Origin of the sequence: Ruminiclostridium papyrosolvens DSM 2782, assembly GCF_029318685.1 — a bacterium.
In the GTDB taxonomy this organism is placed as follows: domain Bacteria; phylum Bacillota; class Clostridia; order Acetivibrionales; family DSM-1351; genus Ruminiclostridium; species Ruminiclostridium papyrosolvens.
Map to the genome: position 1 here is coordinate 3,286,242 of NZ_CP119677.1, position 26,283 is coordinate 3,312,524.

The window sequence follows — 26,283 nt, forward strand, 5'->3', positions numbered from 1 at the left end:
TCAATCCTGCTGAATTTATTCATCCCTGCGAACCCTTGCCCTCAATCCACCGTATAAAAAAGGATGCCCCAGCTCATTGCAATAAAAGTAGTACCCGGTAACGCCGTTCCTGGTGGTATGCTCCACTCTTCCTGCATACCATTCCCGGCTTTCATTGTCGAAAACCTCTAAATAGTCTCCACAACTAAAGGAATAACCAATTCCTTTTCCGTTATCATTTCTTATCAATTCAAACTTATCCAGATATGAATCTTCCAGTAGTTCACCCTCAATAGCTTCCATGGAATATCTTTTTAGCTTATATATTGCTGTGTCCATATTTTCAATAATATTCTCAAGTATTCGGTATGCCTGTTTGTTCTCAAAGCCTTTATTATCGTTCTGTCCTTCTTCCCATAAGCTTTTAATATCAGTCTTTGCACGTTCCAATCGTTCCGACGCATTGAGATAATTACTATTCATATTTAAACCTTCCTTTCTAAAAATAGTCTTTTGTGCAGCACATCCATGCACTGGAATTCCAAAACAAACAACTCCAGTACATGATCTATTGCAAAAAATAATTAGTTTTATCTCAATAAAACCTTGCCGGTTCAAACTTTAATTTTCAAGTTCCTCGCAGGGGTTTAACCTCTTGGCTCCCTCCGGTATTTTCAGCTGGAATCCATTCCCGGTATATTACCGGATTAATTTAGTGTGCATCGCTGATACGGTAAATAAAAGAACATCTATGCAATACTCTCTACACTAAAACACAGATTTAACGGCTGTAGAACCAGCTCCATATGCTACCGAATATTTCCATTTGTATTGACTGACACTTTCAGCACCTATACAATATATTTGATAGCATATTTATGTTGTCAAGGATCATAGGGTGGGCGGCAGCACAACGTATGTGAACAGTGTGTTGGTTGTCGCCTTTTTCATTTTCATAAACTGCTATTGCAATTTAGAGGAAAACGCCCTATAATGAAAAATATAGAGGTTGCTTTGATCGGCACCTAAACAACTTTATAGTTTTTTCTAGAAACTATCGGATACTCAGTGGTTGCGACACTGGGTATTTTTCGTTGTATGTGTCTTAAACAATTCTTTTATCAATAACCTTTTTAAACTTGATTCTGGATACCAGCAAGCCTCCTATGAAGAAGCCACCTATAAAACCAAGAATGAAAACCTGAATGACATGTGCGGTAGTATAAAGCTGCATAGCCCACCTCCCTTCACTTTTAGTCAAAACACTTTTACTTACTTTTGTCGGCTTCCGGTATACAATCCAATTCTTTACCTTCTTTTTGATCAGTAAGAGAATAAAACTTTGTCCAATCGAAGCCATACTTCTCCAAATCTAAAGAAGTGGCTATTATTTTTGCAGTTTCAGGATGAGGAGTAGCAGCTCCTGATTCAATCATACCTATAAATTGTCGAGTGACTCCTACCCTTTTCGCTACCTCTGCTTGAGTTAAATTTAACTCATCACGAATTTTTCTTAACCAATTTCTCAAGTCATTCACCTCGTCAGAGCAATTTATATTTGCCTTATATGGTATATATTAGCAAATTTAAATTGCTTTGTCAATTAAATTGCAATAATTATTTGCTTTTTAATGATGTGCAAAAATAACTTGCTATAATGGATAAAAAGGGAGGTAAATAATGGTTGGAGATATTCTAAAAACTATAAGAGAAGAAAAAAAAATAACTCAAGATCAAATTGCTCAGTTATTAAATATTAAAAGGCAAACCTATAGTTCTTATGAAAGAAATAAAAGTCTGCCAGATATTAATATTCTATCAAAGTTAGCAGATTATTTTAATGTTTCAACCGATTATTTACTTGGGCGTTCAGATATCATGAACTATGATGAATATAAAGATTTATTAATAAGCACAACAAAAATTGAAGGTTTATCCGACGATGAAAAACAATTATTAAATTCTTATAGGAAATTATCTTTTGAATTCAAAGCAGAAATCAGAGGCGAAATTAAGGGAATTTTAAGAACCAGCCAAGACCAATCCTCTTCATCAGGAAGTGAAAGCAACAAAAAAATAATTTAGTTTATATTGATATGTATAGGAAATAGCGTGTGTTCAAATTGAACACACGTTAAAAAATACACTAGGAAGGAAAATTTATGAAAAAAAGAATGTTAATTCAAATTTTAGCAGGCATTGTTATCATTTCATCAATTCCATTAATAACATCTGGTGCATCTACCAAAAGAAAAATCGATGTAATTTATCAGGGAATTAAAGTAGTAGTTGACAATGTTGAAAAGAAAGTCTCCCCAGAACCATTTATTTATAATGGAGAAGTATATGTTCCTGCGAAGGCAATCGCTGGAACTCTAAACAAAAAGTATACCTTTAAAAATAATAAAGTATACATCAGTAATACCGGTTCAGCAGTAAAAGAATACAGAGAGATTGATTTAGCAAAAAAACCATACATAAGTGCTGATTCCGGTGAACTTATTAAAGTTGAAACAACAGATGACAAAGTTCCATCTACCAATATCTATTATAACCCAATTGAGCAAGATGGTACATATACTATAGTTTACGCTCTAAACGGTCTTGCAAAAACATTGTCAGGTAGCGTAGGACACCTTAGCCAATGGGGTAGCGACAAACCAGAAATGCAATTATCATTTTATGATGAAAACGATAAACTCCTGTATTCGACTGGTGTACTGAAAAAAGGAATGGATTTGCTTCCAGTCAATATCAACGTAACTGGTGCTCTACAGATAAAAATTAAAATCACTGTTAATGGTTCTGAGTCTTATGTTGATAGTTATCCTGGTATAAAGAATTTGAAAATATTAACAACAGACTATTAAAATTCAGTATCATAACGTGTGTCCAAGTTGGACACATGTTAATAGATTAACAAAATATCTCGAAAGTTAATTAAAAAATTCTTATAATGGTGAGCTAATGATAAATGAAAATTTAAAGCCTGTAATGAATACTTCAGAAGCAAATGTTGAAAGACTTATAGAAACATATTTAGAACCCTATAGCAACGAGCTCAAGCTCAGAGGCAAAACACCCGTAAAGGATGTTTTTACTCTTCCCCAGTATGTGGAAGGTGAAATTTTTACATATTACCTAATGGCACATTTTGATTTTGTAATATGCTCTATGTCAAGTAACAGACCTCTTTTGGCAATTGAGTATGACGGTCCCTATCATGATGAGGAAGATACCGAACGACGGGACGAGCTCAAAAACTATCTGTGTAATCTGACAGGCTTCAGGCTCATGAGAATATCATATACAAATGAACTTAAAGATATTGTAAAAATAATTGACGTAATTAAAGAAATCGCAGGCTTATCTCAGACAAACACCCCCAATAAGCAAACTGCAAATTATATATCTCAAAATCCAAATACTTATATACAGCCACCGTCATATAAAAAGCCAGCCTTCCGAAAAAAGGCATTTAGTGGAGCAAACAGAAAAAAATATGATTCTGTGACATTTGGAGATGTGATGCGTTCTCTTTTAGTTAGTGTTAAAAGAACAAGGATATTCAGATTATACCAGTCATATGTGCGATTACTGGGTATAATTCTTTTAATTGCACTTGTCTATGCAGGTATAAACGATTTAAAAGAACGCCATATATTTGACAGGTCATCATCTCCAACTACAGAAAATCACTCTTCGTCCCAGGCATCAACAAAGAATTCAGCTACTACCCCTTCAGCAAAAAATCTGGTCTTGTCTTTTGTTGTTGGGAAACATCCCGGTAGCAAGGGTACATACATTGAAATCCGTGATGGTAGTAAAACCATAGCCAGCAGCATTTATAAAGAAGGTACAAAAATGGAGTTTTTCAAAAATAAACAAGTAATAATATCAAAGGCAGGCTCTAAGTCAAAAGCCGTTCAGCTAACACACGATATTATTAATCTGGAAGTAGCAAATAATTATACAAAAGTAATTCAAGGTAAGAAATCCTATTCTGGCTTACGGAAATTCAGGTACGATTTTAAGAATGGCAAAATATTAAAAAGAAGTAAGTAACGGGAGGACAAAATACATATGGATATTCCTTCAATTATAAGAATGCTCAAAGAGCCGCCGACAGATTCCCTTATTATAGCTGTCTTTATCTTCGTGACAATATGGCTGTTCAAAGAGATTCGCAGTACACACCAGAAAAGAATATCGGATGAACTGATTAGATGTGAAAAGAATCTGACTATATACACTAAAGTATTTAGGAGCATTTGCAAATATCAAAATAGTGAAATTGACTACAATGAAATGTCTCAGCAGTTGGAACAACTGCCTTCAATGTGTTCTAAAACAGTTTATGAAACATATCTGAAGTTGGAAAAGGGTAGAAATGGAGAAGTGCTCGCAGAACTAAAAGTAAATATAGAAAATGAAATGAATTTTCATAAATCGCAACAAAATAATGAACTATCATATTGGGTAAAAAGTGATTCTGTTCATGACAATATAGCCAACTTTATCAAAAAAAGTCCCTTGAGATCATTCTTGTGGCCTATTATATACACTTTTATCTTTTTATTGGCAACAATACTTATGATTGCTTTATTTATTTCTTTTGAAAGACTCAACACAGTAGGCCAGATTTTTTACATGTTCTATTTATTGGGCGGAACTTTACTTATAATTATTTTTATGTTCGCATTGGAGTATATAATGTTTAACAAAATAAATAGAAAAAAACTATTTTACTCAATTATGTTTGTTTTGGTAGCCATTATTGCTATTACGATAAAATATAGGCCTCCATTCGGCGGTATTGTTTTCTTAGCCGTAAGTGCTGTTTACGAATATTTATTGGTTAAGTTAAATGTAATTAAAAAGAGTTAATAACTAGTATTCTTGTTAAATCAGTTATCAGATTATAGACCTTTCAATTTCAGTAAAGTACTATATATAAATTATAAGTGAGGTTTGGAAATGGAAGTTGATACATATAATATATTATACAATCTTTCAGGTAGAGCTAACTCGTTAATGCGAGAATGCTTTAATGTATGTTCTCCATTATACAAAAAAGATTCAGACATTCCATATAATGTCCAGTTTGTCTTCATTCAATTATTTTCAAGTAGTTACCTATCTAGCGAAAGTGCCTTGATACTGATTGCAAATTACAGGCTATGGGATACAGAAATCATATATAGATCCATACTTGAGGGTACTATTAAACTTTTTTATCTAAGTTATGGATCTAAAAAAGAAATACAAGAAAAATGTGATGAATTTTGGTTTATTATTCCTGAAACTAAACTGATTACTAGACATTATAAGGCACAAGAAATGATATCAAAACTTGATGACAATTCATCAAAATACGTACCTGTAAAAGAATTGCTTTTAAGCGATGAAGAATTACAGAAATTAAGAGACAAATACCCCAAAAAATATATATCTCACTTAAATCAAAAGTGGTCTTTCAGCGAAATGATTAAAGTATTAGCTAACAGTGACATCCAAGAGTTTGATAAATTAGCATCCATGTATTACGGCTATAGCTTAGGGAGTCATTTTACACATCAAGACGGTGATGGAATTGGAATGATATGGGATAGGCAAAATAGAGATACAAAACGTAGATTATCAATTGAATTAGCACATGGATCAAGGTTTGTCTCTGATATTCTTTCATTGACAACGTTAAGAACAACATTATACCTAAAATTTTATGGCGTTGATCCGAAACCTATGACCACCTTGTATAAGCACTTAGATATTTTGTTCAAAGAGACTGAAAACTATTACAAGGAATGGTTTGAAATTGAATATGAAAATAAATAATGCTGCCAAAGGTCAGTAAATTTTCCAAAACTAATATGTGTAAAACTCTTCTCATTGTTGAATAAAGTTAATGGTAAAAAGTAATTTCTGGTTGCCACTAATATAATCTAAAGCGAAAAAAACCGATATTACCATACATATCCATATAATTGAGATAACCCATAAATTTGTTTTAAATCGTTTCTTGTTGGGCGTTAACGATTTATCTTTTTCAATAATTACTTGAACCTCAACAGGATCTAAAATATCGCTATAACTATCCTTTAAGCTATCTATATTATTATCCATCATAAAATACTTGGATAAAGCTTCAAATAGAGATATTGCCAAAAAAGCTATTGAGCCGACTAATATACATGATGTTATCGTAGTTACCTCAGAAGTAAATATATCTTCAACTTTTAACTTTGCAAAGCTACTAGATACTATAAGGGTTGCAAAATATGAAAAGAAAGCAAAAAAATTCTTTTTTAAATCACTAGTAAAGCTGTTTATAGCCTTTGTTACTTCCTGAATGCTCGATTGAACAAATGTTGTAATATCTTTTTTTACTGTGAGATAATTATTTACATTTTCCTTTAAGTATAATCCATAGTTTGCAGTAATGGAGGAAAATGTTTTTTCGTCCAACTCTAATATTGAAGAATATTTACAATGAAGTGTCATTATGTTTCTGGCTAATTGAGATTTATCGTAAACATTCCCGCCATTGTATAGCCATCTGTATATTCCGTAAAGTACTTTTTGATTATCTGTATAATTAAAGGTACTCAAATTTATTTTATAGTCGACAGTCTTATAACCCTTTAAGGTAATATTAATATTATCTTCGTACAAATCGGAAATATCTGAGATATAAATTAATGAAAGAAAAATTTTGATTTCATTAAACAACTTAACAATTTTATCATCAGCGTTATTTGATAGGATAACATTAAAATCATCTGGTATTACATCGTATTGGCTATGATTATAGAAATTACATATTTTCCGGCTGTTTTCAATTATCTCTTGCCTGTTTATTTCATTGTTATGGTATAAGTTTCCACTACTTGGGTTTTGAAATAATATTGTATTGGTTGCAAACACCCCATCAAAGTCATAGCAAATAAATACAAAGCTATTTACCCCCGTGATAAATATTTTACTAAATATTTGCATTATTTCTTGGTAATTTTTGGTCAATATCCACTCGTTGAACTTTTTTATGTTGTAAATTGAGATTTGATCAGAATAAGGTTTTTGTATATCTACTGTTATATCAATTTCCTCATAAAGAAAAGCTTCATGTAAATCATTTATTTTTTCTAATAACTCTTGGATATTGGATTCTTTAGATATAACAATTACTTCGTCAACTGTAAATTTAATCTTTACTTCAACTTTGTCCCTTTCAGGAAACTTTTTGACTGACTCAAAAACTGTATTTATATTAATCCCAACATAATTTACTTTCAAAGAGACTCTTGTTACAGTAACGCTATCAAAAATGTTACAATAATTCGGTGCAAAAGTATCTATTAAGTCATCCAAAATGCTCATAATTTATTCCCCCTAGAATAATATTATTTCCTAATGCCTTGACTTAAAAGTTCTATAGGTCTCGTCATCATTCGTGTATATCTTAACATACCTTCTACCACTTTCATCACCAGCCGTAATAATATTTTCTGCATTGTTTAATGCATTCTTTATTATTAATTCTATGTCATCTGTTAAATTAAATGATTTCTTTATGATTTTTGCTCCTATAGCAGTATTAACACAATTAAATTGTCTATCAAACTTATTACTATCTGGTAATTTTTCTAATGTTGTAATTAATGTATTTTTTACATCTTCCGTTATCTCCTCACAAGGATAGCTTTTAAATACTGTGTCTACCAAAATCCCATAATCTATATAGGGGGTTCTTCTCATATATCCTATTAAATTATTTCTCAACATAAAATAATCATGATTGCTTTGGCTAAATATTTTTTTGCGAAGTACATGTTCTACAGATCTAAAAAGTGTTTTAGTATTAAATTCATCTTTCCTTATAGGATCAACTTCCAAAAAATCATTATGCCAGTATGTAGCTGGATTATCTAAGAATACCTTAATATCTCCTATCTGAAGATTTTTGCTTGTATCTTGAACAACATGAATCAAACATGATTTCCAAAGGCTTACTTTTTCAACCTGGAATCCTCTTTTTAGATTGAAGCTCTCTTCATCAATATAAGCATTATGCTCAACCTTTGTTAACATGTATAAGTATTCATACTCCCCAGTTTCTTCATCATCCCTTTTGATTATTGCTTGAAGTAAACTTCCCTTCTTTATGTTCCTTCCCATCTGTGAAATTTGTTCCTGCTTATGAATTTCTTTTTCAAGTAGTCGATTTGCAATTGTTTTTATGTTTTCTAAAATCATTTCCAATCCATTATTTGCAATTACTCTATCTATGGAATCAAGTACCCGACTTATTACTTGAGTGGACATATCCCTAATTTGAAAATATTGCAAATTAACATTTTTACTGATCTCATTAACTAATTCTGTTACATAATCATTAAATTCGTCAGTAATAGGTTTTCTTAATATACTATGTGAAGTGTAATCAATTAAATATGCATCCTTAAATAAAACAATAGTACTCATATGAAAGTTCCTTTCTATTTTATATGATAATGCAATTGTGTATGTTTATTATACACAGGTAAAGTTGTCATTTATAATATTAATATTCGATTAATTTTAACTTCGAACTTGTAATTTGCATAATAAAGTAACATTCCTTCGGCAAATTTGTTTTCTATACAATTTTAACATTGTTATTCTCAAAACAAGAATATAGCCCCTAATTGGGCAATGTAAGTTATTCATCAGTTGAAACTACATAAATTATTTTTCCTCTTGGTGTTCCAAATTTTGAATTATCAATTAACCTGTAGACAACGTCTTTACCAACAATGTCATTAAAACGTATTTTTGGATTATCATCCTCGTGAAAAAATACATCTTCAGGGTGTCTACTAATAAAACCATAATTGAAATTATTCCGGTCTTTTTTTACAACTGTAACTTTACCTCTTAAATTCTCTTCAGTAATATTTAAGTCTATATTGTTTTCTGGCTTCCCTCCTCGGCTTACTGCAGTCATGAATTTAGTAAATTCCTGATTATCCTTTATAGCACTTCTATATCGATCTCCCTTAATCGAAATCCATTTTTTGCATATTAATTCAAAGTCATTTATACATTCATCAATTATCTTTGTAAAACTTTCTATATTTAAAATCACTTCAAGTAATCGATTACAATATTCGTCTATGCTTTTACTATTAATATCTGGAACAACTTTACCAGTAATTTTTTCTGATGCAAGCAATAATATTTGATACTTGTATGTAATAGAATACCTATACTTTGTTATGTTCTGCCTAAATATTTTATCAAGTTCTAGACACATTGCTACAGCACAATAATAAGGTAAAAATGATTGTTCATCGATAAATATTCTATTTCTATACTTTTCGAGCAAGGTTGATTCATGAATAGGCCCTTCATGTGGAGAACCCAAAAAAATGCTTACAAAACATTGAATTAAAATCCTCAAATTAGCTTTTTGCGTAGCTTTTATTTTCGGATTATCTAAATATTGTTTAGAGCGGCGCTCATAATAATACCTTTCTCCTTCACTGTTACTTGGCATAACATTAAAAAATTCTTCTAAATTTTTATGAAAATTCCTTGTTATTTCAAAGGCTTCGTCATAAACAATATTTTGTCTGTTAGTTCCTTTTACTATTGAGTTGGTGACATTATTATCACGAGTGGAAATTATTTTTACAACTACTGTAACATTAGAAAGATCAAATAAATTTTTATATGCCAAAAACAGTACATTACAAGTTTGGCATCCATTTACAATTTGAGGGCTTTTCATAGTTATTTTCCTGTTTCCTGGCATAAGAGAGTCGCAAACAATTGTTATTCCGTTATTTAGTAGTGAAAATATTGCTGGCGAATTCTTAATGGTATCCATAATTTCAGAGTTTATATCTGTATTTCCTTGGTAATCACGTACATTATCTACAAAGAGAGTTTTTCTCATTATTCCGTCTTGAGTAAGAAGCATATTAATAATCTCTTCCGCACTACATAGAATTATCATTGAATTCTCAACGTTATTTACTTCATTTAGATCAAAACTATCAATAACACGTATAACTACTGAAAATTGATTTTCAATATCATCACACATAATTTTTAAAGATGAGCTATCAATATACTTGATTACCGGTTCGTTATATATTTTTGTTTTAACTAAATCAAGACATGCCTTTTGGGACTTTGCTAGTATATGTTCATTTTCGCTCCATTTACCCATATAAACATAATACATTCGTATATCGGGAGATGTATCCCAATAAATCATAACTTCATCATCAAAAAGATATTCCTTCAATTCAATCCAAAAATTTATTTTGTCATTTCTAGGCTCATAATGTTCTTCACTCAAAAAATCAACAACACCATCAATAAACTTTCCATACTCCCCAGTATCAATTTTGTCTTTGTATTTTGATTGAATAAAAATAAATTCAATATGTATTTTCTTTTGGGATTTAATGATATTATCTATGTCCTGTTTTGAGCTAATAATTATGCCGTTAACCTTAATAGCCAGACCGTCGATACCCATATCGTTTTGTCCGCCAACACAAATCTTAAAAAATAAATCATTACTGGTACTGAACGCATCAGGCTGATGAAAGCGCATAATAGAATTGTTTACAAATCTTTCAAAAGCCTCATTATCTGGTAAGAACTCAATTCCATATGAACTTTTAAAATGATCTAACTTAGTTTTAATTATTGGCTCAAAGTTCATCAATTTTCCCCTCCATTTACTTTTCATTATCAAATTAGCACCATTTAATAAATGTAGATATTAACCCAAATCATATAATCACATTTCTATAAAAGAAATATAAATAATAATACAACACCATTCTCTTTTTAAAACTACTTCTTCAGTACTCACTCCACTTTATATTATTTCTACCAAAATTGCCCAAATCCTCCAAAAATCTAAATAAATATTGAAATTTTTTCGTTATAGGGGTATGGGCAGATTTGTCGGATTATCTTAACTAAATTTGAAAAAACCTTGAATAAACTAAATATCCCACTATGTTTATATACAATCATAGTTATACAATCATATTAGATTAATAAATGTGCAGAATAATCCAGAAAAACACTCTACTCACCGAATAGTTAGTTTTCACCTTCCTAACTTCCCTACCTGCCATCCCCAGCATATGAACTCACATTGCTAAAGAAATTATCAAAGTATTCCTCCGGATAGTCCCGTTGCTCAAAGTTACTCCTGTTGCTTTTCTCCGAGGTGGCCTTGCCTGATCGTCCCTGTGTCTGAGCCCTGTATCCCTGTTCTACTGCAGTAACGAAAAAGCTTTCAACGCTGCCTATCTTCTGTGAGCCGACAATACCGACCCAATTTTGCAAACAGAACTGTATCTTTTCAATACCCTGCTTGTTCAAAAGCTTGTGGAGTACCTTTAGATTTACATTTCCTCCGGTTGTTGAGTCAACTTCCGCTTTAAGATTATTAATATCTATACTGTCATCAACAACAACCTCTGTTGTTGAATTATTTTCTGTTGTTGTTATAAAAGAATTGTTTATATTATAAAAAGACTTGTTTATATTAGTACCCGATTTTTCCGTGCACGGTAAATCCGTGCACGGAAATTTAGGGGACGGCTCCTCTTTCCCCGTACCCTGATTCTTAGGGGACGGTTTTTGCTCATGTTCCGTTACCACATTTTTATGCTTTTTCTTACTTTTCTTTTTCTCAAGTTGCTCTACCATCTCCGGATTAGCTACCGGATGACTTGTGAGGGTATATATGTTGCTCAAAAACGTACCCTTGCCATTTTTACGCTGTTCTACGATTATGTATCCATATGCCTTTAAAAACCGGAGGTGCTTATAATATGTATCTTCACTTATATCCAAATCTCCCAAAATTCTTTCAACTGATGGAAACGGCTGTGATCCTCCACCCGCATAGCTGCAAAAATATGCATATATGGCTTTTGCCTGTATCGTCAGCTTTCTGTCCAGCATTACAAGCTTTGAAATCGTACCGAAACCCTTTGAATTTATGCCTTCGGTTATAAGTATATCTCTAAAATTATCCATAATTGTCCTCCAGTTATATTTTTTCGGTAAAACAAAAAACAGCCCATTTTCAGGCTGTTTCAGATTTATTTACGAATATTCAATATTTTACTGACTTTGCACATAAATCAGATCATCCGTAGCTTTACCCCTGACGTAGAAAACCAGTCTTGATGTATTACGGCTATCCCATGTGTCAATCCATTTCTCACTACCATATGTGGAAGCACCTTTCTTAGTTATCAGATCAAAGCTTACAAAGGTTTTATCATCCGTCTCCAATGGGATGATCCATTCAAATGTATAGGTGTTCCCTGAGGTTCTTGTTAATTTAACTGTATCAGTGTGTGTGTCCCCTTTGATAATGTAGTGTATTCTGAATGCCGAATAATCCGGTTCACCCTGGATATCAATCTTTCCTTTTACCTTGTAACCGGCCTTGATATATGTCCGGCTGTGTCCCACCATGGAGAAATAATTTATTGGCATCTTTATAGCAGGGATGTCCGTGTTACTTCTCTTAGGATACCTGTCGATTTTGCCATCATGATTATCATCAATTCCTTTGCTTGTATCAAAATAATAAGATCTCCAGCCGGGGTCTAGCATCATTGTAACTGCAAAGCTGTATGCCCTGATTCCAACGAATTTATAGTCTACATTAACTGTTTCACTCATTCCTGAAGGAAGCCATGCTTTAAATTCTGCATTCCCTTGCCTCCCGTCAGGATATGCACCCTCTGCAATATCAAGTCTTAGTTCCCAAGTCTTTACCGCCCCCACGTTTGAGACTAACTTTATCTTTCCTGAATCAGAGGTGTATGTCTGCCCTTCAAAGTTTAATTGGGTTTTTGATACATATTGTGAAGTTGTAAATTTAAACTGAGCTGTATCACCGGTATTTATATGTGCTGCAGTTTCCCTGCCGTTTATATATCCTTTCAGGTTTATTGGGGTTTTTACGGTGACTGGGAAGGCTATGGTCTTACTCTGTTCTGCATTTGCTGTTATTTCAAAGATATAATTACCGTCTATAAGGGTATTGGGCACGTTATAAGGTACATTGCTCCAGCTGATGTCATTTCCGCTTTTGCTGCCTGTCGCCGTACTGTAGCTGACGGTTTTTGTACCTGACACCTGTGTTCCGTTCAAATTGTACAGGGCAATTGTCAAATAAGGATTTGACGGATATCTTGTCCATAAATCAAAGGCTTCTAGGTCTTCACTGGCCGGTAATGTGACAGGAGAAGCCGGGTTTCTGAAGGTTATTTTCTTTGCTCGAAGCTTGGCTTCAAATTGCATTGGAGGGGTATCAGATAAGGTAAATGTAGCCTCCGGGACATCCTTACAGGTTGTTCCGTTTATATCCATGGTAAATACATCTGACCATGTGTTCTCTATGTCTTTTACATAATACCTGATTCTATAAGTTCCCGGGCTCAGATTGTCGGGTATTGTGTAGTTCCATTCCCCTCCTTCCTTTTTCCACATGATTTTCCGGTCGGATATACCTTTGTCAGTCTTAGCTCTTGTGATATTATGGTCTAAATCAAAGCTTAAATCCTTCCAGTTTGTCTTATAGGTATTAGTAGCCCCATCAAAATCCCAATCCAGTGCTGCCTTGGCAATAGGTTTTCTGTGAACATATATATCAACCTCTGTAGCTCCACTGTAATAGGAGTAATTGTCCCCATACGCACCTGATGGCTTGTCTTTTACTCTTCTGTATATCTGATACTTTCCTACATTGGAAAATGTATTTTTTATATCATCTTTCCATCCGGTATCAGCTTTGAACACCGCTTGCGTTCCGGCTTCCTGTCCTGTAGGGTTATCAAAATAGTCCTTGTCATGTACATATTGCAGTTCTCTTAAAACTATCTCATCCTTTTCAAGGTCATCTTCTCCCACATTTAGTGTGAATTTTTGATTCTGAAGAAGATATATCTGCTCAACCTCGGGTGTTTCCTCCGATATGTATTCCAGAGCTTCATTCAAAATCTCCTGAACTGTCTTGTCTTTTGCATTTATATACTTTGCACAGTTCGGGTTTTGCTGCTTTACCTCTGGTGTCCCTGCCAGAATAACCTTTGCATCGGTTTTTGATACAGCTGAATTGAATTCTGAAAGTTCTGATACATCACCATCACTTATATAGAGAATGTATTTACTACTGTTTCCACGCCACGTATCGGTGTAAGGCTGCCGTACATATTTATAAATAGTACCGCTGTAGTAACCCGTGTAGTTGGCAACCCACTGCATATTGGGTACCCAGTACGTTACAGTCCTTGAAACTGTACCCGAATACCCTGCGTAAGAACGTGTCCAGTCAAAATCTCCCGCTTTGTCAGAACGTGCCGTTGACGTGTATGTATATCCATATCCTGATAGCGAACCGGAATATCCTTCCCCATCACTATAAGATACAGATGAGGGAGGATAACTTTCGCTGTATCCGTGGCCACTGGTTGATCGTCCTCCTACACTGGCTGTTTTAGTCTCGGTTTTTGTTTCATAATGGCCAAAATCATGATACCCACCGTTGTCTGTTGCACTTGTTCTTTGCAGCTTCCCAGAGTAACCGGCACTGGTATATGGAATTTCCCCTGAAGGGTAATTTGTTCCGGTATTGCTTGATATACTTGCAGGGGTTGAATATTCATAGGTTTTCATGTCCCAGATATTGACGTTTGGAATGATATTTCTGCCCAGCAAAGTATTTTCCATCGTCACTCTGTTGCTTGCAATGTATTCGTATTTATCCTGTGGCAAATCCTTATCCCTCATGATATACAAATCCACATTGGGCCTTTCTATTGGAGCATCTATATATATGTCACTTAACGGCTGGTAGTTATCTACCCAAAAATCACATTCCAGACTTGCCGACTTTTTATCCGATTGAGTAACATACTGGGATAGTGTATCCTGTCCACTTACTCCAACAAACTCATCTTGGGCATATACAAAGAATTTATAGTAACCAAGCTGTGTTGGAGAATATTTGGGGAAATCACCAAGGCCATTCCATTTTTGAATCAATGTGTCAACGCTGCCGTTGTTGTCACTGTCATACCACAGTTCTATCTTTGCACTGGCTATTTTGTCCCCGTCCGTACTGTTGACATCATAGTGCCATGCACTTATTTCATCATTCCTTGTTACTACACTGTCAGACAAGTTCAGCTCTATATTTGGTGCAATATCCTCAAGTACTTGGAATTCTACTGTATACGGGTCAGACCATTTGCCAAGAGAGTTTTTGCACTCCAGAGTCAAGGAATATGAACCCGGTTCTTTATATTGCAATTGCTTTTTTAAATCGGTATCGGTACCTTTATTCAGCTGTGATGTGTCACCGCCGTAATACCATCTGTATTCAACTATCGGATATTTGTCCAGAACCAGTTGAATGTTCCCGTCAGCAGAGGTATTTTCAATATTTATTATTCGGTTCTGTTTCCAAGAGTTTGAGGAAAGCTTGAACTGTGCAATTGGCTTTGTGGGATAAACATATACATAATCCGTTGATACATATTCCACCACGGCAGCACTAAGTATCTCCTGCTTTTTCTCTTCAGATAATCCCGAAAGTACTATCTTGCTTTTATCAAGGTTGTACTTACAGATAACTTCTGCAAAGTATCCGTTTTTATCGGATGTAGCCGGAAAGGTGTAAGAGCCTGAAAAGAATTTGTCATAGTCAACGGCTTCGCCGTTAATGTACAGCTCGGTACTTTTAACCGCAGACATATCAGTACTGTCTGTTGCATCTCGGAATGGAATGGAGTCAAATGCTATTTCTCCTATATGATTATGTATTTGAAGTGTAGGTATATCAATCACTGGGGTTTCTATTTTAAAATTATTTATATGAAACTTGTTATTACCTTCAGCCTTTTGGGAGTGTGCATCTTTGTATGCAACTTTTGCAGTAGCTTCCACTGCCAATTGATATTTGTCCCCTGACTTTGGAAGTTTTTTTATATTTGCTACAGTTGTTTCTACTGTAATGGTTGCAGTACCTTGGTTGTCGGCAGCACTCTTTGGTACTACCGTAACGGTTTTCTTTTCCTCATCAGTCAGCTGCAGGCCTGCGATTTTGTCAATGTTTAAATCCCAGTTTTGTATATCCTGTCTCGTATAAAATGCACTTCTTGTAACAGAATCCATATAGTAGTCATCATCTTCCAAAACACCTTTAACCTTGAATTGTAGCCGTACCTTCTGACTGTCAAGCTCTCCGCTTTCAGGTATCCTTGGCAAGGAAGAAGCAAGTGTGACGTAGCATCTTACCGGTAAATCATATTTGATATTTTTCAGTATCGGTATTGAAAACGTCTGATACCAGATAGAGCCATTTGGCCTTACGTGCCACATCTTTCCGCTGCCGGAATACTGAATTGTAGGAGCGGACTGTACGTACAGGTATTGATATACATTGGGGTCATAGTGTCCATTTCCGTCCGGTATTCCGGAAAACTTATTCACGGAGGTAAAGGTTTTGTACATCCAGTCTTTTAGCTTTTGGATTGTCTGATTGGTATACCGATTAAATGAATTATATGCTGCTTCATTATAAGTACTTATTGTATTTGTCAGTTTCTTTTTAACCTCATTACTTGCAATCCAAGGTTCCTTTATCCAGTTCCTTTCCCGGAAGGTAGTAACAGTGGCTACATTTATCATCCACATATTGCTGAATGCTTCACCATTCACATCAAAGCCCAGATACTTCCATTCGCCACGATTTGTCTTGCACTTGTCTCCATGAGTTTCCGGGTTCTGCTCCTTTCCCTTGCAGGAGATTCCCTCTGGTTTTAAGAAGTAACCACCATCATAATAAATATCCGGCTGCTTGTTGTCTAGGTCACTATGTATCTGATACCCGCACTTAAAATAATTTCCCGGAACACAGTTGTAGTTCCCATATACAACAAGATTCTTTTGTACAAACAATCTATAGTTAAGATAGTATCCTCTTACCTTTAAAGGTAAAATACTTCCATTTATAAGTTTTGGTAGCTGACTATTTTTCTTATACCTGTCATAAGTATTCTGGTCAAAAAATTCCCTTCCCCCGTTTTCATATTTCAGGGATGTATAGCTTCCTGCTGCACTAATCTTGAAAATCACAGGAAAAAAAGCAATAAAAAAAGCTGTACATATTGTCATGCACAGCATCTTAACTAATCTGTTATTCAATTAAATCACCTTCTCGAATTTTAATTTAATTTTAGCATCATATCCTTGGTGATAAATCCCTTTGCCCATACTTGCAACTTAAATGCATCACCATTAATTCCTGTTGTCCCATTTCCACCTCCAATGTATATTTGTCTGTTATTGAGAAGATATACTCCTTCCCTCCAGTCAGCATCTTTTACCGCAATGCTCAAATATTGGTCATGTATCTTCTTGGCCTGCTCATAGTCTTTACCGAACCAAAACTTCAAAAGTTCATATATGTAGTTCTTCAAGTCCTTGTTATATTTACCAACCTCGTAACTTGATATCTCATAAAGATAGCCTTCGCAGTTATCATACAAGCTTTCTTTTTGTCCCTTCTTTATTTGGCTTCTTTGAGTAGCTATGCCCATACCATTTAAAGGTAAAATCGTTCCATCGTTATAGTTCATATACTTCTTAAAGTGATCCTCACCATTAAAATAGTTTACCCCAAAGCTTTCGTATTTCTCACTGAAAGTAAAGTCTATCTTCCCTCCTGTTATCAGGTTACGGTTCTTGTACATTGTTTGTGCCGTTTCCCATATCTCCATCATTGGAAACAGTCCTTTATACAGGGTGTATTCCTTGTTTTCGTAGAAGCCTGCGGATTCATTATCATATGTGCCGTTGTTGGCATTGCTGTTTGTCCATTTGAAGCTTTCATCGGCTGAAGGAACACTTTCCACCCTTGCCTTCTTATCCAGAAGCTTTATTATTATGACAGATGCTTCGGCTCTGGTAAGAGTACCCTTGGGATTGAATTTGTTGTTGCTGCCTGTTAAAAGCCCTACACGGTAGCAGTCTATTACATCCTGTAGATAGTTGCCTGTGATAGTAGGGTAATCTGTCATTTTAATCTTCTGGTAGCCTGCATATACGTTGTCAAATAAACCCTTGTTACCCTTGGATGGGTATGGGTCGCTTCCCTTTACAAAGTAGTCCTTTGGAACAGTTTCATATTTTCCTATGGTTCTTCTTGCAAGACTGGCTGCAAGCTCACGGGTAATAGGTTTTGCATAATCTGAAATCTCGCCTTTTGACAAAATGCCCTCTTTTAGAGCAATATCAACGAAGGGCTTGTAATATGGCACTCCTTGAGGTACTTCCGGTCGGTAGCCTATTGCTCTGACCAGCATCAAAATGTATTGCCCGCCCAGTAGTTTTTCATCAGGCCTGAAGCTACCGTCAGGATATCCTGATATTATTTCAAGGGCAGATATTTTTGATATGAAATTCCTGCCCCAGTGGCTTTTGATATCTGAGTACTTAGCCAGCTCAGTATCTAGGCTTGCTTGTGTCAGGCCGTTGTATTTGTCAAGCAGAGGCTTCATACGCATTGCTGTTGTTGTACTGTCTGACGGATCAGCATTTTCCGCAGTTATCGGTAAAAGTGCTGATAATATAATTGTTAAAACTGTTATCATACATAAAAGTTTTTTTATCATACTCTCTATTCTCCTTTTGACTCATGTAAAATTTCGCTTGACATATGTTTACATTCGATTTGATTTTGGTATAATATAATTAAGGTGATTGAATGTCCACAAGATGTGGCAGTCACTCAAAAATGGTTAAAAGTTAATTAATCACTCTGTGTGCTAGACAGGGTGATTATTTTTTTCCGTTTTTTGTTATTGAAACAATCACGGAGAGTAATGTAAGCAGTACCATACTAAAGCCAAACATTAAGCTTAATGCTTCAAATGTACTCATTACCGTCACCCCCCTTCTTTTGTAAGAAGTAGAGCGACTACCACCCTGTAACATCCAATCACCAAAAATGATGATGTGACGTAATTCTTTGTAATATTATACCATGTATTATTTTGCCAGTGAAGTTTATTTTGTACCTGATTTGTTTTCCTCGGCCCTATATTTCTCAACTGTAAGGATAAAATATAATGTTAAAACTGTTATTAATAATATTGCAGTTAAGTCACATACCGTAAATGTATTTTTGTTGAAAAACAATGCAGCACATCCAATTAAAAGATTATATATATATACTGCAAAACTGAATAAAAACCGGTTTCGGGTTTTTACTCTGATGTTGATTGATATTAATAGTAATATCAGACCTATAAACTGAAACAGAATGAAAATGATTTCAGCTTCAGTCATCACTACTGCTGTCCCTCCTTTCTATATGCGAACCTTTAAAAGCTATAAAGGTTGCAGTACGTTTTTTAAAAAGGCCGTCTATTTCAAGGTTTTTAATAAAAACCATATAACAGGGTTTTTTCTCAAATTCAGTTGTTTTGGGGTTTCCATTTACATATACGGTTTCCGAATCCGGGTCAGCAGCATCCCAGAACGCCAACGAATTTGTATTTATTACGTTTTCCATGGAGGCCGGATTCGTGACACTGCCGGATATATTTTTTGATTCATTTGTTATTATGTAGTTCATTTCCGTATCTGTTGGATTAATTATGATTATCATCATTTTTGATATAACTTGATCTTTTCTTATACCGGCATTTGATTCCAATGTACTAAAAAAAGCAGCAGATACCTTTTCTGTATCAATTACGATATTATCGGTAGATATTTTTCCTGTTGATTCGTCCACACCTTCAGCATAACCCTGTCGGCTGAGCTCGATATTATTCTCCTGCACTGCAGCTGACACTGCAAAATCAATTGCACTGGCAATACATTTCTTCTTGTATGAATATAAAGAATAATCCGCTACGGTAAGTACTATAATAGCGAGTACAAGAACTATTGCCATGCTGAAAAACATGAAGCTAAGTGTTCCCTTGCTCACTGTACACCTCTATTCTGCATTCAGCCCTGGCTTTATAATATAAATTCTTACTATCGTCAGCACTGATTCCGCCGTTCTGCAACCTGCTGTACATTGATATGCTTCCGGATTTGATATAAACCATGAATGCCTCACCCTTGTTTAATTTTTCTCCGATTGTGTAATTAGTCAATACTACTATTCTCCCCCCAGCGTATACCCCCTTTTTTAGAATAATGCTGCTGCCAACTGAGCTAAAGTCTGCGATTTTGCTAATTTTGGTCTTGAACTCGTTATAGGCTTCAGCAGTCAGTCGACCTGTAATTTTTATCTGGTAAGCTATCAGATCAACCTGATCCTTTAGATACCTCTGCTTCAGATCATAGTCCGAAATTGCAATCCCCTTAAACATCAAAAGTGCAATAAAAGGGATAATTATCATTGATACAAATATCTTGTTCATAGACCACCTCTTTACGGTTCAGGCACTATATTATTATTTGTCTGCTTTACCGTCATGAAAGTTTTCTCACCTCCCGTCCTGATTTCGGTTGCAATGGGAATTATTACTGATACAACCAAGCCAATACAAAGTGCAAATAGAATTATTGATACAATTACCTTGTTCATAAATCATCAGCTCCTTCAGTAATTAAACAGTCTGCGTAATTTCATATCCAAAAACGTTGTATGACACCGGAGCACTCAGAGTATTGATATCTGTCTGAGTATCGTCCAATTTGTCCTTTGCTCCCTGTCCTGCGGTTTTACCGGATTTCATAATAGGAATGATAACTGCCACTATTATTGCTGCCGTGAGTGCAAATAGTATTATCGCAACCAGTACTTTGTTCAAGGTTCTCACCTCCTCCCAAGTAAATTGTTTTGACTTAAACCACCTCCTTAAACCTGAAACCATAACGCTATAATTTAATAAAAACCCCGCATCAAGTAAATTTTTGCAGGGTTTTTCGGGCATGAAAAAAGAGTTGGCAGTGAACCAACTCTTTTTTAAAGTACGTATACTAACACATATTCTAAGGCTTTTCTTTGGATTGTTAAGATAATCCAACACCCCCCCTCCGGAGATATGCTACTCAAGGGATAAACGCTTTATTTGTATTCTAATCATTGACCTTTTCATTTACCAATTTTGCATATTTATCAACTAACGAAGCTGTTTCAAGATGGTGATTTTGAGCTAATTGAGTGACTGCTTCATTCCTAGCACCTTTAATAATTGGTTTCATAACAATATAATGCAAGCCGTCTAAATCACTAATACCAACTTCAAATACAACGGTTTGCCGATATCCATCTTTAAAAGATATCAATGTTACTGTTCCTCTTGGGGCTATTCCATTTTTAGAATTTTCCGAATATTTTGGGTCAGTATTCGTTTCTATATTTACTTTTGATTCACCGTTTTTATCAGTAGTCGTTGTAGTTAGTATTTCGCCATCTGAACCGATTATTACAACTTTTGAATCTGCGACAGGTGCCCCCTGTTCATTTACTGTGATAAATCTCACATCAGACTTGAAAACGCATTCTTGTCCTATACTGTTAAAAGAACAAACTGATATAGTTATTAGTACTACAAAAATCATAGCAAATTTTTTCACATTATCATTCCCTTTGCCTATTTTTTTTAGTTTAAGTAATTTTAGTATGTTTTACTCTCATAATGCAAAGATGACTGCCTCGAATTTGAGACAGCCGTAATTACATGCCATTTCTCCAGCAATAAGGGATTCAGAAGCCCATGTAGTACCCCATTCGATTGAAAGGACATCTTTTAAATAAGTTGTAAAATCAACTGTCTGATTCACTCCTAGTGATACTCTCCTGACTCTAATGGGGGCATCTGTAACGCTAAATATATTTAAACGCTTCGAATACCATGTCCAACATAGGCTTAAGCATTAGGTTTGCCAGCTCATACAGCAGTGGAGTAATACCCACGAATGCAGCAATATCCAGCCAGTCAATATCCTCATCGGCGGTAATCAATATTCCCTCTGCCTTGCTCCTACGGTTTTTGGCAAGTATATCCATAGCAAGCTTTTTATCAACGAGAGAATAAATCCTGATGGTATCAACCAACTCCGACATTTTCTTATTTTTTGTTGCAGCTTTCAGGCTTTCTACAGCAAGCCGTCTGTCCGTTTGAAACAGTTCTCTGCATTCTCTCATATGCTTTCTATACCGCCGTGATCCTTTAGCCATCTGCTCTAGGATATCTGTCGTCTTGAATTCCTCCATGCTGCCCAAAAGCTCAAATATGTTCTCCAGTCTGATAACTTCTTTGCGGTAAACACTGCCAAGCAGAAGCCATTTCAACAGAAGAAATATTTCAGGCGAGAAGAAGGAAAGTATAGCCGTAAGGAAGATTTTCCAGTCAAACAGATGTATTCTTTTCAAAGCATACCAGGTAGAAAGGAATTTTTGGACATTATACTCTATATCTTCCTTATTGGAGGAATGGATCAGTCTAGGTATGATTTCAAAAAGGTGTTCCCTTTTAGATTTGTCGTCCATTTTCTCAAACTTACCTTCATCATTCACTGTGTCCAGGATAGTATAATACAGGGAATAGTTATATCCGTTGTCAGAGCTGGATTTTTGAGAGCCGAAAGTCTGCAATACATCTATATTACTACCGGCTTTTGATATGATATTCACCTTTGTAATATCAAGATTTGTATAATTTATCACAAGTATAGTGGACGTAATCAGCACCATACAAAAAATTTTCACAATATACAGGGCCTGTAGAGATAGGTTTGTTTCAGAATATTTTAGCGATATCAGTCCAAATTTATTAAGAATAAAATTTTTATCTTTTGTAATGAAACCAAGAATGTCTTTTAGGCCTCGTATTTGTGTCAAATTTTCCAAATCGAACTCTTTTAGAGTAAGAAATCTTGACTCTCTGGGATACTTGCTTATAAAGGCCCCTACCGCCGTCAGGAAAAGTCCAATGGAAGTCAAAATAAACATTGTTCTCATAATTCACCATCCTATTTAAGTCTAACTACATCTTTCTGAGGATTCTGACTACAACTAATGACAGTACCGAAAATACTATAACCCTGCATATAGTAAGGTTTGTATCCGGATCAACCAGGCTTACATCGTTGCCTATAATCAATCTGTTAATCCAAAGCACGGCGGGTATACTGAGGATTGATGCACATACGGCGAATATCTCATACCATAAAAGCCTTCTGTTTTTCTTTTTTTCAATACTAAGCTGAGTGGACATTGTATTGTTTAGTTTGTAAAGCTGCCCGATGAGATCTCCGCCGTTTTCTTTATAGTTTTGCAGCATAACAACAAAGATACTGAACCAGATATTATCAATCCTGTCTCTCATATTTCCCAGCACTTTTTGGGTATCAGAACTGTCCGCTGCCTGTAGCATCAATCTGCCCATATTTTTATTTACATTTTTACTGCACTCTCTTAGTGCAGGCTTTATTTTATTGTGTTCAAGGAAAGCACTTCTGAACTCATCAATCAACTTTGGAATCTGTGTGTTCATCCTGTATTTATGCAAATCAATTAGCAGTGACAATAGGTAATACGGAAGGACAATACTCATTACAATTATCATTACCTTTACATACCACAGTTGACCGATTCTATTAAGCAGTAATATCAGGGTAATGCTAAATCCTGCCATAATAACTATCATTACATTGGAAATAGTATTAAGAATCGAATCCTTAGAAAATGCAAATTCCAGATTGGTTTGATAGTGCTTTTTAATTTTTCTGATACCCGGCAATTTCATGACGAACGAAAAAACATATGCTAGTCTGCCTCTGCCACGTATTTGGACATTGCTTTTATTCAGCCTATTACCGCTTTTTTCATATACTTCCCAAAGAAGTCCGGACAACAAAAAAATTGCACCGGCTGCCAGTGCAATAATGTAATAGTTATCATATTTCAGGATTTTATCCATGGGGCTCCTCCTCGTAAGAAAAGCAGTCTTCTTCAGGTTTTAGTACAAACAATCCCTTCAGGTATTCCCTGTCCTCCTGAGTCATTTCAAATTCCATACACGAATTCAGGGTGCTTTCGCTGATGCCATTCCTGTTAACAAGGTATTTACCACTGACTTTATCGTAAATGAATAAATCACGTATTATATAGCTCATGTCTTCTTCGTTTGCAATAATCTCCGCAAATTTGTACACGTATCTGACTCCCGTGTCCCTGTCAAGTTTGATTTGAATAACAAGGTCTATTGCATCCGCAATGTCAAAGCGTGCTTCCCTGTAATCTGTGTAGAATCCGGTCTGCATCAGGAGCTTTCGCAGGTCATGTACAAGTCTTGGAATACTTGATGAATGGAATGTACACATGCTGCCCCTTGCCTGTCTCAGCATTGCATTGATCATTTCAAAGGCCTCCATATGACTCCTTACTTCCCCGAATATTACAATATCCCGGTTCAGGCGGAAAAATATCTCCATGATATCAGTAGGAGTGTACTTATCTGCGTACTGAAGCTCAATAACGTTTTTATCCTGATACTTTCCTGATATATTCAGCTCATGTATGTTCTCTGCCAGTCCTATGGCAAGATCATCATCAAGATTCTTTATTACTAGTTCATCCGCTGCGGTCGTTTTTCCTGAGCCCATCTCTCCTATAATGGCAATGTTTCTTCGGCCCTTACTGCTTAATATTTTTAGAACCTCCATCATCTTCTGATGCATAAACCTGTTGCGGTCTTTGCTGCTTAATGACTTGTAAGCGAAAATGCGGATATTTACTACATAATACCTTGATAATGGCGAGCGTAGCGCTGTTACCCTGGAGCCGTTTTCAAGGGTTGAGTATATTATTGGATTTCCCTTGTTCATTTCCAGATTTGCGGTAGAAACTATTCTGTCCTCAATAATTTTCGTGTATACGTCATTGCTGTAAAATCTGAACTTAGGGTTTGGCACCTTACGCTTTATGCCCTTGTATTGGATCCATACGTAATCACTCCTCGTTGTGGCAACCTCGTTCAGCTCACTTTCAAATATGAGCTCATCCAAAATACTGAAGCCAAATAACTCTTGATATACAATCTGTGCAAGCTTCTGGAGCTTCTTTTCCAAAGTATCATAAGTACTTATGGAAAACTTCTGAAGATAGCCTTCAATTTCAGTATCAATCGGTTTTTTTATATTATCCTGTTTATCTCCGGTATAAATATTTTGATAATAATTCAGATGGTATTGTGAGATAATTTCATCAATGTTTTTATGCGTGATTTCATCTATCTCGCTTAAAATGAAGAAAACCATATTTCTGGTAGTATCTCTGGCCTGTTCGTTTCCTTCGGTAGCTTTGATTCTCAGCTCCTGTTCCCTGTCCGCTATCCGCTGCAGCTCCGTAACTTTTTCCTTGTCGCTTGTGAAGGTCTTTTTGCCGGATTTGATTTTTTCTTCAATTACCGCAATCAGTTCGTCTAATTTAATCATGGTTCAAACCTCCGTGTATCCAGTTGAACAACTGCCTGACTTTCCTCGAAGGTACAGTGCTTATTTTGCCAGTCGTTTTCAGATTCAAGCTTTTGAGTATAAATTCACTGATTCGGTTTAGCTCTTTATTGTATTCAGATGTATACTCATGAAAAGCTACCAGTCTGTTCTTATTTTTCATTTCAAGCAATTCACTACTGTCTGGAAGCATAAAAACGTTATGGAGGTTATACAGTTTTTTTATTTCAGTGACATTAGGATATATATGACGATAGGCATTTACAACAAAGGCTATTTCTTTACCGGCAACGAAATTAAGGTAATCGAGAATCTCCTTATCCTGATTAATTACATTGATGATATAGTCGCTGTTTTCCAGCAGCATGTTTGTAAGGATATTTTCATGTCCTGAAATTGTATCAAAAAACACGATGTCGAAATTCTGTTTGAATTCATAAATCAATTTTTCATATTCAGGGAGGTTCCTACTGACATAAGACATATTCGTTTTCTTACTTCCGAGAAAATAGACATTCTCAATCCGCCCCAGGATTTTCAGTAGATCAATACTATTATCCTGTGATAACTTTAAATTGACAACATCCTCAATGTTTAATTCATTGTCTTCAATTCCAAAAAGTTTCAATAAATTTCCGTAGTTTAAATTACAGCAGCAAACCAGTATTTTCTTACTACTGTCAAGCTGCTTTAAAAGGCTGTTTACAAGCATATACAAAAAAGTGGTCTTTCCGGTTTTCTTAGCCGGTGACCACACAGATATCATTTCCCCCATAATAT

Annotated in this window: 25 protein-coding genes; 5 read left to right on the top strand and 20 right to left on the bottom strand. The window is 35.2% G+C overall.

All coding sequences use genetic code 11. The annotated features are described in order from the left end of the window. Positions 1-15: 15 nt before the first annotated feature. The 3 genes from P0092_RS14735 to P0092_RS14745 all read right to left on the bottom strand — a co-directional run bounded on the left by P0092_RS14735 (position 16) and on the right by P0092_RS14745 (position 1,517). Positions 16-462, bottom strand: a complete 447-nt coding sequence (locus P0092_RS14735; protein ID WP_004621618.1) for a DUF5348 domain-containing protein — start codon at positions 460-462, stop codon at positions 16-18. Positions 463-1,084: 622 nt separating this feature from the next. Next, positions 1,085-1,213, bottom strand: a complete 129-nt coding sequence (locus tag P0092_RS14740) for a hypothetical protein (protein ID WP_004621617.1) — start codon at positions 1,211-1,213, stop codon at positions 1,085-1,087. A gap of 34 nt (positions 1,214-1,247) precedes the next feature. Then, positions 1,248-1,517, bottom strand: a complete 270-nt coding sequence (locus tag P0092_RS14745; RefSeq protein ID WP_276186953.1) for a helix-turn-helix transcriptional regulator — start codon at positions 1,515-1,517, stop codon at positions 1,248-1,250. A gap of 142 nt (positions 1,518-1,659) precedes the next feature. On the opposite strand from P0092_RS14745, the gene P0092_RS14750 reads away from it, so the two are divergent. The 5 genes from P0092_RS14750 to P0092_RS14770 all read left to right on the top strand — a co-directional run bounded on the left by P0092_RS14750 (position 1,660) and on the right by P0092_RS14770 (position 5,817). Beyond that, on the top strand, positions 1,660-2,064 hold the full coding sequence (locus P0092_RS14750; RefSeq protein ID WP_004621615.1) for a helix-turn-helix domain-containing protein: 405 nt from the start codon (positions 1,660-1,662) through the stop codon (positions 2,062-2,064). Positions 2,065-2,141: 77 nt separating this feature from the next. Then, positions 2,142-2,849 carry an NPCBM/NEW2 domain-containing protein gene (locus P0092_RS14755; RefSeq protein ID WP_004621614.1) on the top strand — a complete coding sequence of 236 codons (708 nt, stop codon included), beginning with the start codon at positions 2,142-2,144 and terminating at the stop codon, positions 2,847-2,849. 97 nt (positions 2,850-2,946) lie between these two features. Next, positions 2,947-4,044 carry a DUF2726 domain-containing protein gene (locus P0092_RS14760; protein WP_004621613.1) on the top strand — a complete coding sequence of 366 codons (1,098 nt, stop codon included), beginning with the start codon at positions 2,947-2,949 and terminating at the stop codon, positions 4,042-4,044. Positions 4,045-4,062: 18 nt separating this feature from the next. After that, positions 4,063-4,866 (top strand): hypothetical protein, encoded by an 804-nt coding sequence (locus P0092_RS14765; RefSeq protein ID WP_004621612.1) that lies wholly within the window; start codon positions 4,063-4,065, stop codon positions 4,864-4,866. A 90-nt stretch (positions 4,867-4,956) separates the two neighbouring features. Further along, on the top strand, positions 4,957-5,817 hold the full coding sequence (locus P0092_RS14770; protein WP_004621611.1) for a DUF5677 domain-containing protein: 861 nt from the start codon (positions 4,957-4,959) through the stop codon (positions 5,815-5,817). Positions 5,818-5,868: 51 nt separating this feature from the next. On the opposite strand, the gene P0092_RS14775 is transcribed toward P0092_RS14770, so the two are convergent. From P0092_RS14775 to P0092_RS14855, 17 genes are all read right to left on the bottom strand, one after another. Further along, positions 5,869-7,359: a hypothetical protein gene (locus P0092_RS14775; protein WP_004621610.1), complete on the bottom strand. Its 1,491-nt coding sequence runs from the start codon at positions 7,357-7,359 to the stop codon at positions 5,869-5,871. A 30-nt stretch (positions 7,360-7,389) separates the two neighbouring features. After that, complete coding sequence (locus P0092_RS14780) at positions 7,390-8,463, bottom strand: nucleoid-associated protein (protein WP_004621609.1); 1,074 nt, start codon at positions 8,461-8,463, stop codon at positions 7,390-7,392. Positions 8,464-8,680: 217 nt separating this feature from the next. Continuing rightward, positions 8,681-10,699: an AIPR family protein gene (locus tag P0092_RS14785; RefSeq protein WP_004621608.1), complete on the bottom strand. Its 2,019-nt coding sequence runs from the start codon at positions 10,697-10,699 to the stop codon at positions 8,681-8,683. Positions 10,700-11,112: 413 nt separating this feature from the next. Further along, positions 11,113-12,036, bottom strand: a complete 924-nt coding sequence (locus P0092_RS14790) for a helix-turn-helix domain-containing protein (RefSeq protein ID WP_004621607.1) — start codon at positions 12,034-12,036, stop codon at positions 11,113-11,115. 87 nt (positions 12,037-12,123) lie between these two features. Further along, the gene (locus tag P0092_RS14795; protein WP_004621606.1) at positions 12,124-17,223 is read right to left on the bottom strand and encodes an Athe_2463 domain-containing protein; all 5,100 of its coding nucleotides are present in this window, start codon (positions 17,221-17,223) and stop codon (positions 12,124-12,126) included. A 20-nt stretch (positions 17,224-17,243) separates the two neighbouring features. Further along, the gene (locus P0092_RS14800; RefSeq protein ID WP_004621605.1) at positions 17,244-18,692 is read right to left on the bottom strand and encodes an S-layer homology domain-containing protein; all 1,449 of its coding nucleotides are present in this window, start codon (positions 18,690-18,692) and stop codon (positions 17,244-17,246) included. 166 nt (positions 18,693-18,858) lie between these two features. After that, a complete protein-coding gene (locus P0092_RS14805; protein ID WP_004621604.1) occupies positions 18,859-18,960 on the bottom strand; it encodes a putative holin-like toxin in 102 nt (33 codons plus the stop codon). A gap of 126 nt (positions 18,961-19,086) precedes the next feature. Further along, the gene (locus P0092_RS14810; RefSeq protein ID WP_040759303.1) at positions 19,087-19,368 is read right to left on the bottom strand and encodes a hypothetical protein; all 282 of its coding nucleotides are present in this window, start codon (positions 19,366-19,368) and stop codon (positions 19,087-19,089) included. Further along, the gene (locus P0092_RS14815) at positions 19,361-20,017 is read right to left on the bottom strand and encodes a hypothetical protein (RefSeq protein ID WP_004621602.1); all 657 of its coding nucleotides are present in this window, start codon (positions 20,015-20,017) and stop codon (positions 19,361-19,363) included. The genes P0092_RS14810 and P0092_RS14815 overlap by 8 nt, the downstream gene beginning before the upstream one ends. Further along, positions 19,998-20,459: a hypothetical protein gene (locus P0092_RS14820; protein WP_004621601.1), complete on the bottom strand. Its 462-nt coding sequence runs from the start codon at positions 20,457-20,459 to the stop codon at positions 19,998-20,000. Before P0092_RS14820 ends, P0092_RS14815 begins: the two co-directional genes overlap by 20 nt. Positions 20,460-20,470: 11 nt before the next feature. Next, positions 20,471-20,626 (bottom strand): hypothetical protein, encoded by a 156-nt coding sequence (locus tag P0092_RS14825; RefSeq protein WP_004621600.1) that lies wholly within the window; start codon positions 20,624-20,626, stop codon positions 20,471-20,473. Positions 20,627-20,648: 22 nt separating this feature from the next. Beyond that, a complete protein-coding gene (locus tag P0092_RS14830; RefSeq protein ID WP_131451647.1) occupies positions 20,649-20,852 on the bottom strand; it encodes a hypothetical protein in 204 nt (67 codons plus the stop codon). A gap of 268 nt (positions 20,853-21,120) precedes the next feature. Further along, a complete protein-coding gene (locus P0092_RS14835) occupies positions 21,121-21,621 on the bottom strand; it encodes a hypothetical protein (protein WP_004621598.1) in 501 nt (166 codons plus the stop codon). Between the two features lie 250 nt (positions 21,622-21,871). Next, positions 21,872-23,008 (bottom strand): hypothetical protein, encoded by a 1,137-nt coding sequence (locus tag P0092_RS14840; RefSeq protein WP_004621597.1) that lies wholly within the window; start codon positions 23,006-23,008, stop codon positions 21,872-21,874. A 25-nt stretch (positions 23,009-23,033) separates the two neighbouring features. Continuing rightward, positions 23,034-23,969: a hypothetical protein gene (locus P0092_RS14845; RefSeq protein ID WP_004621596.1), complete on the bottom strand. Its 936-nt coding sequence runs from the start codon at positions 23,967-23,969 to the stop codon at positions 23,034-23,036. Beyond that, positions 23,962-25,485 (bottom strand): ATPase, T2SS/T4P/T4SS family, encoded by a 1,524-nt coding sequence (locus P0092_RS14850; protein ID WP_004621595.1) that lies wholly within the window; start codon positions 25,483-25,485, stop codon positions 23,962-23,964. The genes P0092_RS14845 and P0092_RS14850 overlap by 8 nt, the downstream gene beginning before the upstream one ends. Continuing rightward, positions 25,478-26,278, bottom strand: coding sequence for a P-loop NTPase family protein (locus P0092_RS14855; RefSeq protein WP_004621594.1), 801 nt, complete (start codon positions 26,276-26,278; stop codon positions 25,478-25,480). Before P0092_RS14855 ends, P0092_RS14850 begins: the two co-directional genes overlap by 8 nt. Positions 26,279-26,283: the final 5 nt, after the last annotated feature.